Genomic DNA, 13,063 nt, shown 5'->3' on the forward strand with positions numbered 1-13,063 from the left:
GTGACGGACGTGGGAGGGTAACTGTTCAGCCCGCGCCGTCCGACTCCGCGTTGCCGAGGCCGCTCATGAACTCCGCGACGACGGCCCGCTCATGACGGGGGTCGAGTGGCAGCTTGACCGGTCGGCCTCGGTCCAGTGAGCGCTCCGCCAGGGAGCGCCATGCAGCCTCCCGCGCCTGGGTTAGCTGCTCCCGCACCCGGTCGACGGCCCGGAACTCCTCATCGTGCAGCAGGTGGGCATCGTTGTCGGTAAGGAAGCTCAGCAGCGCTTCGAGGTAGCCGATGCTGGTCTCCCTGAGGTCCCCGGGGTCGGCGGCGAGTTCACGCAGTTTCTCCAAGGCGCACTCCACCATGTCGTCCAGCAGCGCTCCGTCGGCGAAACATCCGATCGGCTCGTCAAGATGCGCATACCAGTTGTTCACCTGGACCCAGCCGGCAGCCACACGCTCCGAGATCTGGCTGTTGACATGTTCGTCGACCAAGGCGCGGAACTCGGCGGAGACCTCCTGCGTAATCAGTCGGCTGCCGTCCAGCGAGTTCGCGAGCTGGAGCAGATCCTTCGTGTTCTCCGACCACGGCGCCAGTTCCAGGGCCCGTTGCGCCACGTAGTCCGCCAGTGACGAGGAGCCGATGGTCTCCGCGGTGTCGAGGGCCCACTCAAGGTGGTCCTCTCTGTTGTCATCCACGGTGTCTTCTGCGCCGAGTACCGCGGAGGTCAACGCCTGCTTGAGCTCTATCAGCTGTGCGAGAATGCCGCCGCCGTCTGCCAACCGTCCGGCATCCACGAGGCGTTCGAGCTGCCGCATATCGCCGCAAGAGGCGAGTAGTGCACCCAACTGCCCCCGGCCCGCGCTGAGGTGGAAGCGGAAGTAGTCGGCAATTGACGGGTTATGGAAGGAGACGGCACCTTCGTCGATAACGAGCATGGTTCCGTCGAGCACCTGGAGCGCGTGACGGAAGCGGCGACCGTCCGCCTCTCGGTCCAATTCCTTGCGATACCAGGTCCAAGTCTCCTCCAGTTCGACGAGTTCGACCGACTCGTACGTGAAGAGGATCTCCAGCAAGTGCACGGCTTCGTCGGTGAGTTCGTTCTCGACGATGCGTTCCCATATCCGCCGGGGATTGTCCAGGTTGGTGACCATGGCGGTGGCGACGTCCGGTTCGCGCTTCAGGTCGATGCGCAGAGTCTCCTCGATCAGGCGCGGGCTGAAGTTGCGGTGGCTAACCACGGGCAGCCAGGCGTCGCGAGCGGCGAACTGCCGTTTCTGTCGCGGTCCGAGAGCCGAGCGGTGGACGTGGTTGTAGAGAATCCGCCCGCGGGTCAGCAGGTCCAGGTCGGTGAGGCGAATGCCGGTGAGAGCGTCCCGTACATCTTCGGTGGCCAGCCGATCGTGCTTGCGGCGGGCCTCCTCCAGGATGTAGTCGCGGGTCGTCATGACCAAGGCCTTGTCTGGCGCGTCTCGTATCGCGCGCATCACGGACAGCAGGCGCGTGTCCTCGTTCTTGCCGAACTGGGGCAGCAGCGTGGTCTGGCCCAGGAAGTCGTCGTAGAGGAAGAGTTGGGGCACGTCGTCGCGCCATAGTTCTGTGACCTCGTCGATGTCCTGGCTGACCTCGTGCACCTCCCAGCCGTGGCCCATCCGCCAGGCGGCGAGCATGCGCGCGACTGTGGTCTTCCCGGCACCGGGGATGCCGGTCACGATGCACACGTGCTGCTCGTCGAGAAGCTGCCGGGCACGCGCGAAAGCCTCGTGCGGGACGAATGTCTGGGCCACCTTCGCCAGCTCGCGCCGCAGCCAGTCGGAGCGCAATAGCGGGCCCTTGTGCAGCAGCGCGCCAAGTGCCGCCGTACCGCTGAGCCAGAGCCGGAAGTGCCGCTCCACCAGCTGCGGTCGCGCCCGCAGGGCGGCCACGATGTCATCCACGCCGTGGATGTCCTCGGTGGACCGGATGTGAGGGGCGAAGGCGGCGCGCAGCTTCTCCTTGGCGTCGACGGTCAACCCGACGGTGGTGGCGAGAACATAGCGGTCCGGCTTTAGAGCGGCGACCTTGGGGGCCTCCTCATCGGTCAGGTGGGCCAGGAGTTTCGCACGGCCGCTGCGGTACCAATGCTTGCACTGGACAATCGTGCAAGGACCGCCTTCCGGGTCATGGCGCAGGTCGACGCCCCGGTCCCGGCCGCGCGGAAAGATCTCCAGCGGCACGCCCAGGAGCTCCGTGAACAGGTCCCGGCACACCTCTTCGAAGTCGTGGTCTGTCAGCCGCCCCAGCTCAAAGGAATCCATGCCGCCTTCGCCCGTGCATCCCGGTACCCCTCGGTCCTCCCGCGGGGCTCGATCGGACCCATTCTCCACGACGCGGGCTCAGCGTTGGCTGTTCCGCCCTTCAGCGGCAGGATCCCGGAGCTGGTGACACTCACTGGGGGGAGCACTAACTGATCGTTTCGGAATGGGACGGGCTGGCCGGACGGCCTTCAGTCGTCGAGGAGTTGAAGGACGTGGGTGAACTCGCCGGTATCGATCAGACCGGCGAGGACCTGGGTCATGTTGCTGATGCCGGCGTCACGGACGATGAGCCCATCCGAGCACCAGAAGTATCGGCCTGCGAGGGCCTCCCCGCTGGTGGCCCATCGGCCCATGAGGATCTCGACCTGAGCCAGGGTGGTGATGGTCGCGCTCCACCGGGAGCCGTCCTTGAGATCCACGAAGACATCGACGTTGTCGACGGCCTCCACGTCCTCGCCGGCATTCGGCAGGAACGCGGCCTCGAACTGCTCGGTGTGGACGCGGTACCAGGGCCCGTCCCAGCTGCCCGATGTTGTGCTGTCGCTCATCGGGCGAGTGTGCCGGGCCCATCCGCCCTCCTCAACTGCTTTGTTCTGGCGCGCTTCCGGTGTGAACAGCGATCTTGTGCCCAACGACCTATGGGAGCGGATAGCCCCGGTAATCCCGGCCCGGCCGCCGCGGCGGCACCGGTTTCCCGGACGCAAGCCAGTCGACGACCGGACTGCGCTGGCCGGGATCGTGTATGTCTCGCGCAAGGGCGTGTCCTGGGCGGACGTCCCGGCCGAACGGATCGGCTGCTCTGGGGTCACCTGCTGGCGGCGACTACGAGACTGGACGGAGGCGGGGGTATGGCCCCGCCTGCACGAGGCCCTGCTCGTCGAGCTGCGACATGCCAGCCTGCTGGACATGAACGACTGAGCGATCGACGGCTCACACGACAGGGCCCTCAAGGGGGGCTCACATCGGGCCTTCACCGGTCGACCGCAGCCGCCCGGGCAGCAAGCACTATGTGATCGTCGACCGCCACGGCACCCCGCTCACCGCCTCGCCGACCGGCGGCAACCGGCACGACGTCACCCAGTTCGTCCCGCTCTTGGATGCGATTTCGCGTATCCGAGGCCTGCGCGGCCGTCCCCCGCCACAAGCCGAAGCGCTTGTACGCCGACCGAGGCTACGACTTCCGCAAGTACCGCCACTTGTGTGGGCCCGCGGTATCGTCCCGAAGATCGCCCAGCGCGGCGCCCCGCACGGCTCCTGCCTGGGCAAGACCCGCCGGGTCGCAGAACGCACGTTCGCGTGGCCGCACCAGTTCAAACGCCTACGCATTCGCTACGAGATACGCGCCGACCTACATCACGGACTCCTCCAACTCGCCTGCGCCATCATCTGCTTGAGGCGGCTACGGAGCGCATTCTGAAACGATCACTAATTCCAGGAGGAAAAGTGGGATCACAAGCGGGGTCGGCTCTGGGGAGCCGTGCCGATTTCTCACGTGGCATTGCCAACGCCTTAGAACTCGTAACACGATCTCGGGGCTACGCGTCCGGGCGCTTTCCGTAGTAGGCGCTCACGGTCCTGGCCAGCTTTCGCTGGATTGCCCGGAGGATCGGGAGGGTGGCCTCGTCGGTGAGCCCCGTGGTCGTTTGCCACTCGACGCCCGAGCCGACGAGGTCGCTGACGAAGACGATCTCCGCAGCCAGAAGGGTCCGCGCCCAATCGACCGGCGTGATTGGATCACCGTCACCCAGAGCGCGGCTCAGGATGCGGCACTGATCGAGCAGATCGCGAGCGTCCACAAACCCCATACCGAAGGCGAGTTCATCGCTGCACCGAGCTGGCCCACCCCATTCACCGAGAGCCCGTTGCAGCAGTCGGACCTCGTCTTGGGCCAGGACCTCGCTTGGCCTCACCACTTGTTCGGACACCCGTCCTGCCTTCCACCATTGCCTCCGCCGCAGGACGATCAAGCTATCTCTTCCGGAGTCTCCTCCAGCAGATGAGGGCGCAGGCGAGCGGAGCGAAGGCGTCGTGGAGGTCCAGGCGACATTCCCATCGGAAGACGAGGCACCTGAATTGGTGCAGCAGGGCGAACGTCTGCTCCACGACCCACCGCAGCTTGCCCAGGCTCTGGATGTCAGGCTGCCCCTTGCGGGAGATGATCGGCAGGATCCCGCGCCGTAGCAGTTCCTTCCGGTTGGGGATGCTGTCGTAGCCCTTGTCGCCCAGGAGAGCGTCGGGGCGCTTGCGGGGGCGGCCGACGCGGCCGGCGACCGGCGGGACTCCGTCGACCAGGGCGAGGGTCTGGGTGACGTCGTTGACGTTGACCGCGGTGGTGATGACCTTGAGTGGGATGCCGCCGCCGTCGGTGATTAGGTGGTGTTTGCTGCCGGTCTTGCGGCGGTCGACCGGCGACGGGCCCGTCGCGGCACCCCCTTTTTCTCGCGCACATGGGAGGCGTCCACGCACGCGCGGATCCAGTCCAGCTCGCCGGCCGCGTTCAGCTCCGACAGCAGTATCCGGTGCAGCTTGTCGAAGACTCCGGCTGCCTGCCATCGCTCCAGGCGCCGCCAGCAGGTCTGGCCGGAGCCGAAGCCCAGCTCCAATGGCAGCTGCTGCCATGGGATCCCGGCGTAAGCACGAACAGGTTGCCCTGCAGGCACAGCCGGTCGGGGACTGGTTTGGGTCCGGGCGAGTGCTCGGACCAGGGATGCAGGACCGGCTCGATCATCGTCCACAACTCGTCGTCCACGCCCCACGGCTTGACGCTCACGCCTTCCCGAACGGCTCAATCGTCGTACCGGTTAGGGTTGACCTGTATCAGAGCACAAGATCGTGTTACGAGCTCTTGGGGCCGACTCGAAGCTGCCCTCGCCCTTCATGACCTCCCGAATGAGTCGGCGCCGACCGCCGTGCGCCCCCCCGTAGCGCTGTATGTCGCTGCGGATCGTCTGCGATTCCCGTTCTGCCGCATGACATGGCACCGGGTGGGCGGAACTGGATTTCCGCCCACCCGGGCTCACGCCTCCTCTACCTGACAGAGATCCACCGATACCTGCACGATCTTTACTCGCCGCCTTGGCTTCCTCGGGCGTCGTGCCCGCCGCCTTCATGACCGTGAAGGACGCTTACGACTATCTCGGCCTCTCACTCCAGCAGTTCGCGCCGGTGCCGGTCACGCTGCCTTGGGACGACCCGACTCCGGCCGAGACGGCGGTGGAGGCCAAGCACCGACGGCCGAGGACCTACCACCTCCTGGTGACGGGACGCGAGCGGAAGGCCATCAACCGGAACTACTTCAACTCCTACGTGTGGAAGCCCGCTCTGGTCGCCGCGGGTGTGATCGCCCCGCTGGACGAGAGCGGCACCGACGGCGCTCGCGTGTGGGAGCCGTCCCGGGAACACGGCTTCCACGCTCTGCGCCACTTCTTTGCCTCTGAGGAACTGGAGGCTGGCGAATCGGTCGTCTCCCTGGCACGCTGGCTGGGGCACTCCGACCCCGGGTTCACGCTGCGGAAGTACTCCCACTTCCTGCCCCGCGCCGGCGCACGAGGCAGCGCCGCCATCGACGCGATCTTCGCTTAGCTGCGGCCGTGGCCAGCCGGTAGAGCCGGTGGAGCGCGGCTCGTAGCCCACAGTGGGCCCAAAGTCCCAGAGAAGTCCCAGAGATGCCGCCGCACCCCTCCCTGACCTGCTAAACGGCAGGTCAGGGAGGGGTGCGGCGGCATCGCCGTATCAAATGTCGCGGAAGATCTCGATCTGCGCCCCGATCGAGTTGAGGCGTTCGGCGAGGTCCTCGTAGCCGCGGTTGATGACGTACACGTTGCGCAGGACGGACGTGCCCTCGGCCGCCATCATGGCGAGGAGGACGACCACGGCGGGGCGCAGGGCCGGCGGGCACATCATCTCGGCGGCGCGCCAGCGGGTGGGGCCCTCCACCAGGACCCGGTGCGGGTCGAGGAGCTGGAGACGGCCGCCGAGGCGGTTGAGGTCGGTCAGGTAGATCGCGCGGTTGTCGTAGACCCAGTCGTGGATGAGGGTCTTGCCCTGGGCGACGGCCGCGATGGCGGCGAAGAACGGGACGTTGTCGATGTTCAGGCCGGGGAACGGCATCGGGTGGATCTTGTCGATCGGCGCCTCCAGCTTGGAGGGGCGGACCGTGAGGTCGATCAGGCGGGTACGGCCGTTGTCCGCCGAGTACTCGGGGCTGCGGTCGTGGTCGAGGCCCATCTCCTCCAGGACCGCCAGCTCGATCTCCAGGAACTCGATGGGGACGCGGCGGACCGTCAGTTCGGACTCCGTGACCACCGCGGCGGCCAGCAGGCTCATCGCCTCGACCGGGTCCTCGGAGGGGGAGTAGTCCACGTCCACGTCGATGTTCGGGACGCCGTGCACGGTCAGCGTCGTGGTGCCGATGCCCTCGACCTTGACGCCGAGCGCCTCCAGGAAGAAGCAGAGGTCCTGGACCATGTAGTTGGAGGAGGCGTTGCGGATGACGGTGACGCCGTCGTGCCGGGCGGCGGCCAGCAGCGCGTTCTCGGTCACCGTGTCGCCGCGCTCGGTCAGCACGATCGGGCGGTCCGGGCGGATCGCGCGGTCGACCTGCGCGTGGTACTGCCCCTCGGTCGCCGCGATGTCCAGGCCGAACCGGCGCAGCGCGATCATGTGCGGCTCGATGGTCCGCGTGCCCAGGTCGCAGCCGCCGGCGTAGGGCAGCTTGAAGTGGTCCATGCGGTGCAGCAGCGGACCGAAGAACATGATGATCGAGCGGGTGCGGACGGCGGCCTCGGCGTCGATCGACGCCATGTCGAGGTCGGCCGGCGGCACCAGCTCCAGGTCGACGCCGTCGTTGATCCAGCGGGTGCGCACGCCGATGGAGTTGAGCACCTCCAGTAGGCGGTACACCTCCTCGATCCGGGCCACCCGGCGCAGCACCGTGCGCCCCTTGTTGAGCAGCGAGGCGCACAGCAGGGCCACGCACGCGTTCTTGCTGGTCTTCACGTCGATGGCGCCGGACAGCCGACGGCCGCCCACCACCCGCAGATGCATCGGGCCCGCGTAGCCCAGTGAGACGATCTCGCTGTCCAGGGCCTCACCGATTCGAGCGATCATCTCAAGGCTGATGTTTTGGTTGCCGCGCTCGATGCGGTTGACAGCGCTCTGACTGGTGCCGAGCGCCTCCGCGAGCTGACTCTGTGTCCAGCCGCGGTGTTGCCGGGCGTCACGGATGAGCTTGCCGATGCGTACGAGGTAGTCGTCTGCCATGAGGCCGAGGTTATCTCAGATATGAGATGGCGCCCGTCGGGGGGTCCGTTCGGGTGATGTCCTGTCAGCGGGCCCGGCCGTTCGGCCCGTCGACCGTCGTTCAGATTCGCACAAGGGTGGGGTGAGAGCGCGTCAAGACGGCGCCCAACGTTTGGTCAGGAATTCGGCAGGCCGTTGTCCGGGTGCCTTTCCTCCGTACGCTGGAGTGGTGCCCGTTACTCAGCACGGGCACGTGTCACCAGGCTCAAGTCGGAGGTACGTAAAATGCCCCAGGTAGCCATTGAGACCGCCCTGTTCGTCGGAACTCTGGAAGCCCCGGAGATCACCCCGCTCGGCTCCCTCGACGCCGACCAGGGAACGACCGCCATGACGCCCGAGGGTGAGAACCCCAAGCCGTTCCTCGCGATCATCTACAACGGAATCTGATTCGCGTTCTGTTGTGCCGGAAACCGCCGCCGGTGCACTGCTCGGAGATGCACCGGCGGCGGTGCCCTGAATTCCCGCACTCTCACCGCACACAGTGGGGACCGCATATGACTCGAAGGATCTGGGTGGCGGAAGGCGTGGCCAGCGACGGTGACATATACGGCCGCTCCCTGAAGATTCCGGACGGGCGGCCGGAGCCCGGCGCGGATGCCGGAGGGGGCGTGCGGCGGCAGGCGCCCGCGGTCCTCAAGAGCCATCTGGGCGACATCCCGACCTGCCCCTGCCTGGCCGCGCTGGTGCCCGATGCGTGACGGGACGCTGGCCAATCTGGATGCGATATTCCCAGGTCAGGAGGTAAGTATCCTGACCGACGAACCCGGTCTCGTGGACTGGCTGACGGCGCACGGGGTGCCGGCGTCGACGTTCGAAGGCGTGCTGGACGGCCGTGCGCCGGCGCCGTCGCGAGCGGTCGCGGTACCGGTGGACTACGGCCGGCTGCCGTCCCGGCGGGCCCTGCGCGACATCTTTTCCGGGTCCAGTGTGCTGTGGATTCCACTGGCCTCCTTCTCCGCCGATCCGCAAGTCGCCAGATACGGTCTTGAAAGGTTCGCCGAGATCGATATCCCGAGCTGTATCGCGGCGAACCGGCGAATCATCTCCCAACTTCTCCTGGCCCGCGAAGAAGTACGGATGACCGGCCCCGGGACGGATCTCACCATCCGTCTTCCCGAACAGCTCCAGCTCTCCAGCCGTACCCGTCCCGAGCTTCTCCCGGACGAGCACTCCACCATCGGGAACTATTTCGAGGTGGCCATGTCGCCGACCGATCTGGCCGGCCGTGTGGACACCGAACTCACTGTTTCCGGAACGTTGCGGATAGATTCCGTGCTCGTCGCCAAACACCGTGAACTGACGGGCGTCCGTGCCGACCGTTTCGGCGCCGCCGCCGAAACGGCTGAGATGATGCGGAAATCCTGTCCGCTGTCCGTGGAGATCCGGGACAACCGGTTCGTCGACGGGTTCGGCCCCTTCGCCGACGGCATCCACGCGACGAGCGGTCCGGAGTACCGGGGCGCGGTCACCGAGGTCGCCATCGGCACCGGTGTGCTCTCCGCCGACCGGGTGGACTGGGGTCTGAACTGCCTGCTCAACGAGGGTGCCGCGGGCGTCCATCTGGGGGTGGGCAACGGCCTGACCGGTATGCACTTCGACTTCATCTCGCGGGAGGCCCGGCTTGACACGCTCTGACCCGGTTTCCGACACGCCGACAATCCGTCTTCTGGGTTCCCTGCACCTCCGTCCGGAGCAGGACGGCGGCGCACAGGTGATCGACGACACCACCTTCACCGCCGCCCGCGTCAACCGGGCGGCCCGCATCCTCCTGGAGGCGCTGCGCGAACCGCGCACCGAACAGGACCTGGTGACCATCCTCGCCACCGCCGCCGACTGCTCCCCGGCCGAGGCCACGGCCCCGGTCGCCCGCCTCCTGGCCGACCTCACCGCCTACGGCTGGATCGAGCGCTCCTGAGCCGGTGACCCCGGCGCGGCGCGGCGAGGCGTGGCGCCGCCCCGCGGACGTCTCCTGCCGTCCGTGGTCAGCGGGGGCTGGACGAGGCCGGGCAGGTAGTGGTGGAAGAAGACCTCTTCCATGAGTTCGCGGCGGCTGTGCACGTCCGCCTTGCGGAAGATCTTCTTGAGATGGTCCTGGACGGTGTCCTCGGTGATCGCCAGCTCGTCCACGATCTCGGTGGTGGACCGGCCCACCAGCACCCGCTGGGCGACCTGGCGTTCACGCGCCGACAGGCCGTACGCGTCGAGCACGATCGCGGCGAGTTCGCCGGGCTGGCTGAGCCCGACCGAGACGTAGGTGTCCCCGGCCCCGGCCTCCTCCCCGGCCCCATCGCCGTTCCCCGGGGCCGGCAGGTGCGTGGCGTGCAGGGTGACCCAGTGGCCGCTGTGGGTCCGTACCCGGGAGCGGGTCGAGTGCGCCGGGGCCGGCTCGCCGGTGTCCTCGTGCGCGGTGGTGCGGACCCTGGCCGCGACGGCCTGCAGGGCGAGCGGGCCCGTCTCCTCGTCGGCCGGGCGGCTCTCCTGGATCTGGCCGAGCCAGTGCCGTGCCGTCGGAGTGGCCTGCCGGATCCGCCCGCTCCGGTCGAGGACGACGAGGCCGGGCGCGTCCGGGGTGTCGCCCAGGTCCGTGCCGCCCAGCAGGAACGCCTGGCGCAGCGCCCGCCCCGCCGGGGTGCTGAGCCGGGCGGCGAGCGCCACGTCGGCGGGGGAGAAGGGCAGGGTGCCCCTGGCCCGGCACAGCACCAGCAGGCCCCAGCAGTGCCCGCGGTCGCGCAGGGCCACGCGCAGCTCGTCGGCGAGGCCCTCGGGGCGCAGGATGTCCCGGTAGTAGACGTTGTCCTCCAGGCCCTCCCGCCGCCGGCTCGTGGACAGGCTCAGCAGACTGGCCGGCTCGGTACGGCGGGACAGCGCCCGGATGTTGTCGACGCCCGCCTGCTCGGCATGCTCGATCTCGAAGAGCCGGGGCATCACCCGCTCGGGAAAGCCCTGTTCGTGACGGCCGCCCGTGTCCAGCAGCGTCGCCGGGTCGAGCAGCACCCCGCACCACACGTCCGCGGGCACCCGGCGGAGCAGACACTGGGCGGCGGCGCCCAGCACCTCCAGGGCGGCGCCGGAGGCGGGCGCGGTGGCGAGCAGCCGGCGGGAGCGGCGCTCGAAGGCGTCCACCAGGTCGCCGGAACGGGCACGTAACGAACCGGAACGGCCCGCGGCGGGCTCCGGCGAGGGCTCTGACGCGGGGCGAGGCATATCCACAACTCTACGGATATCCCAGATGGTTGGGATGGGTTACGGGCGATCCGCCGCTTACGGTCGCCGTACCGCTCCACACGGGGGGTGTGTCGCGGGGGACCTGGGCCCCCGCGACGCTGTTCCGCGTCACCGAACGAGGCACTGCATGGACACGATTCCTGTCACCGTGCTCGGGCCGTCCGGCTCGGGCAAGACCCTCTACCTGGCCAGCCTCTTCCGCCGGCTGGCCATCCAGCGGGCGGACACCGGGTTCTTCGTGAACGTCCCCGGCGCCGACAAGCTCAGACTCAACAACATCTTCCGCGAGGTGACGTCCGGAGCGCCCGACGAGTGGCCCGACCCCAGCATGCAGGCGAACACCACGGAGTGGACGTTCACGTGTTCGCTGCGGACCGAGGAGGGCGAGGTCTTCAGCCCGTTCTCCCTCTCCTACCTCGACTATTCGGGTGCGTTCATGCAGATCGTGGACGCCTGGGAGAGCGAGGCGGGCCAGGCGGTCTGGGACCGGGTCCGGGCTTCGAAGTTCCTGCTGCTCCTGCTGGACGGCGAGAAGGTGCTCCGCCAGCTCGACGGCGAGCCGGGTCTCACCGACGAACTCATCGCGATCTTCAACGAGATCCAGCAGAGCGACGCCGCGGTGCACGTGGTGGTCACCAAGTGGGATCTGCTCCAGGCGGCCGGTCACACGCTGCGCAGCGTGCTCGACGGTCTGCTGGAGCATCCGGACTTCGCGGACTTCTACCTGGACCGGCTCAACCGCAAGTCCGTCGGGACGTTCCGCTTCATCCCGGTGAGCGCGCTCGGCCAGGGGTACGCGGTCCTGGACCCGGCCTCCCGGACCATGGTCAAGCAGGTCAGGCCCGGCACCTACCCGAGGCCGTACAACGTCGAGATACCGTTCATGGCCGTCCTGGTGGACCTGGTCCGCGACGAGCTGCGGGCCTCGGCGCTGCGGGCGGAGAGCGCGGGCCCGGTGCTGGAGCAGCACAGGCGCCGGCTCGAACGGATGGAAGGGTGGGAGGGCAAGCTCGCCCTGCTGCGCGGCGCTCTGGGCGCCCGGCCCGCCCGCTCGCCGCTGCTGCGGCTGTTCCAGCAGGACGTCCTCGGAGCCGCCGAGGAGTACGGGAGGGAGCGGATCGCCGAGCGCAGACAGCAGGTCGAGCGGGAGATCGCCCAGGTACGCGGCCAGATGCTGCAGGCGCGCACGGAGGACGAGGCGCTGACCCGCATGGCCGAGGTGTTCGACGCGGTACTGGCCGAGTTCGAGGCCGTGCATCCGGGGTCGCTCGTCCTGAAGGAGGCCTCGTGACCTACGGAACGGACCGGCAGGAGGCCTGGCCCTTCGTCATCACCCGTACCGCCAGCCACGACTTCCAGGTGGTGGTCGCCCCCGGGTTCCTCGCCGAGACCCGGACGCACGGGCTGCTCACCAGCGTCGCGGGCGGCGAAGTCTCCGACGAAACCGCCTACCTGCGCGAGTACCGCGACCGGGCCGGGCACTCCCTGTGGCTGCTGTACCGCGTGGTCTACCTGACGGGAGCCGACGTGGGCCGGGACGTCGAGTACGTCCTCAACCGCTCGCGCAGGACACCCCTGATGGAAGGCGTCGTCCTCCTGGACCGGCCGCGGACCGACGACGCCACGCGGGAACTCTTCCGCCTCGTGCACGTCGGGTGCGCGGACGTCGTGAAGGACTTCCACGACGCCGACTCCGACACCTTCGGGGTGCGCCCCTCCGACGCGATCGAGGTACCGGAGAGCGGGACGCTGCTGCCCTGCGTCGTCCAGGACACCTACCACTCGCAGAGGAGTATCCAGGCGGCCCTCTCGGGCCGCCCCCGACCCCCGGCCGAGCGGCGCGTCCCGGTCGCAACCGGCGGCGGGCCCGCGGTCGTTCCCGTACCGCAGGACCGCGGCGGGGTTCCTGCGGCTGGCGGGTACGACGCTGGACCGGGCAGGCCGGGAAGCCCGGAACCTGGGGGCCCGGGCCCATTCGGCCGCGGCGGCCCTCGAAGCACGGGAGGCGCCGGAGCGCCGGCGGCCCTGGACACCGGGCGGGCCGCCGACCGGACGTGGGCCGTCGTCGGTGCGCTGACGGTCACCGTGCTGATCCTGTCCGCGGCCCTGCTGGTGGTGCTGCTGACCTCGCTCTGAGCAGCCCGACGCGGCCGGGGATCCGCAGGGGAGTTCCCCGGCCTTTCGGTCTCGGCCGCCGGGGGCCAGGCGCGCAGTTCCTCCCCCAGCCTTCGGCCGGGGGCACCCCCAGCGCCC

General features: G+C 68.6%; 11 protein-coding genes and 2 pseudogenes. 7 read left to right on the top strand and 6 right to left on the bottom strand.

Features of this window, described 5'->3' with window-relative positions; all coding sequences use genetic code 11:
• Positions 1-25: 25 nt before the first annotated feature.
• Together AB0D74_RS21355 and AB0D74_RS21360 are read right to left on the bottom strand one after the other, a co-directional pair.
• Entirely contained in the window at positions 26-2,284 is a 2,259-nt protein-coding gene (locus AB0D74_RS21355; protein ID WP_362588959.1) for a restriction endonuclease, read from the bottom strand.
• A gap of 188 nt (positions 2,285-2,472) precedes the next feature.
• Positions 2,473-2,832 (bottom strand): hypothetical protein, encoded by a 360-nt coding sequence (locus tag AB0D74_RS21360; RefSeq protein ID WP_362588962.1) that lies wholly within the window; start codon positions 2,830-2,832, stop codon positions 2,473-2,475.
• Between the two features lie 61 nt (positions 2,833-2,893).
• Here AB0D74_RS21360 and AB0D74_RS21365 point away from each other — a divergent pair.
• A pseudogene (locus AB0D74_RS21365) lies at positions 2,894-3,701 on the top strand (IS5 family transposase).
• Between the two features lie 118 nt (positions 3,702-3,819).
• On the opposite strand, the gene AB0D74_RS21370 reads toward AB0D74_RS21365, so the two are convergent.
• Both AB0D74_RS21370 and AB0D74_RS21375 read right to left on the bottom strand, forming a co-directional pair.
• A complete protein-coding gene (locus AB0D74_RS21370) occupies positions 3,820-4,089 on the bottom strand; it encodes a hypothetical protein (protein WP_362588965.1) in 270 nt (89 codons plus the stop codon).
• Between the two features lie 163 nt (positions 4,090-4,252).
• Positions 4,253-5,012, bottom strand: a pseudogene (locus AB0D74_RS21375) (IS5 family transposase).
• Positions 5,013-5,359: 347 nt separating this feature from the next.
• On the opposite strand from AB0D74_RS21375, the gene AB0D74_RS21380 reads away from it, so the two are divergent.
• A complete protein-coding gene (locus AB0D74_RS21380; RefSeq protein ID WP_362588968.1) occupies positions 5,360-5,866 on the top strand; it encodes an integrase in 507 nt (168 codons plus the stop codon).
• A gap of 150 nt (positions 5,867-6,016) precedes the next feature.
• Here the strand turns inward: AB0D74_RS21380 and AB0D74_RS21385 are convergent, their stop codons facing one another.
• On the bottom strand, positions 6,017-7,546 hold the full coding sequence (locus AB0D74_RS21385; RefSeq protein WP_362588971.1) for a UDP-N-acetylglucosamine 1-carboxyvinyltransferase: 1,530 nt from the start codon (positions 7,544-7,546) through the stop codon (positions 6,017-6,019).
• A 264-nt stretch (positions 7,547-7,810) separates the two neighbouring features.
• Here AB0D74_RS21385 and AB0D74_RS21390 point away from each other — a divergent pair, with 264 nt between their 5' ends.
• From AB0D74_RS21390 to AB0D74_RS21400, 3 genes are all read left to right on the top strand, one after another.
• On the top strand, positions 7,811-7,972 hold the full coding sequence (locus AB0D74_RS21390) for a hypothetical protein (RefSeq protein WP_362588974.1): 162 nt from the start codon (positions 7,811-7,813) through the stop codon (positions 7,970-7,972).
• 207 nt (positions 7,973-8,179) lie between these two features.
• On the top strand, positions 8,180-9,220 hold the full coding sequence (locus AB0D74_RS21395) for a hypothetical protein (RefSeq protein ID WP_362588977.1): 1,041 nt from the start codon (positions 8,180-8,182) through the stop codon (positions 9,218-9,220).
• Between the two features lie 76 nt (positions 9,221-9,296).
• Positions 9,297-9,500 (top strand): PqqD family protein, encoded by a 204-nt coding sequence (locus AB0D74_RS21400; protein ID WP_362588980.1) that lies wholly within the window; start codon positions 9,297-9,299, stop codon positions 9,498-9,500.
• Here the strand turns inward: AB0D74_RS21400 and AB0D74_RS21405 are convergent.
• The gene (locus AB0D74_RS21405; RefSeq protein ID WP_362588983.1) at positions 9,476-10,789 is read right to left on the bottom strand and encodes a LuxR C-terminal-related transcriptional regulator; all 1,314 of its coding nucleotides are present in this window, start codon (positions 10,787-10,789) and stop codon (positions 9,476-9,478) included. The genes AB0D74_RS21400 and AB0D74_RS21405 overlap by 25 nt on opposite strands.
• Before the next feature lie 148 nt (positions 10,790-10,937).
• Between AB0D74_RS21405 and AB0D74_RS21410 the strand changes: the two genes are divergently transcribed.
• Both AB0D74_RS21410 and AB0D74_RS21415 read left to right on the top strand, forming a co-directional pair.
• A complete protein-coding gene (locus tag AB0D74_RS21410; protein ID WP_362588986.1) occupies positions 10,938-12,101 on the top strand; it encodes a hypothetical protein in 1,164 nt (387 codons plus the stop codon).
• The gene (locus AB0D74_RS21415; RefSeq protein ID WP_362588989.1) at positions 12,098-12,946 is read left to right on the top strand and encodes a hypothetical protein; all 849 of its coding nucleotides are present in this window, start codon (positions 12,098-12,100) and stop codon (positions 12,944-12,946) included. Before AB0D74_RS21410 ends, AB0D74_RS21415 begins: the two co-directional genes overlap by 4 nt.
• Positions 12,947-13,063: the final 117 nt, after the last annotated feature.

The sequence above is a fragment of the Streptomyces sp. NPDC048278 genome (genome assembly GCF_040652195.1).
GTDB lineage: Bacteria > Actinomycetota > Actinomycetes > Streptomycetales > Streptomycetaceae > Streptomyces.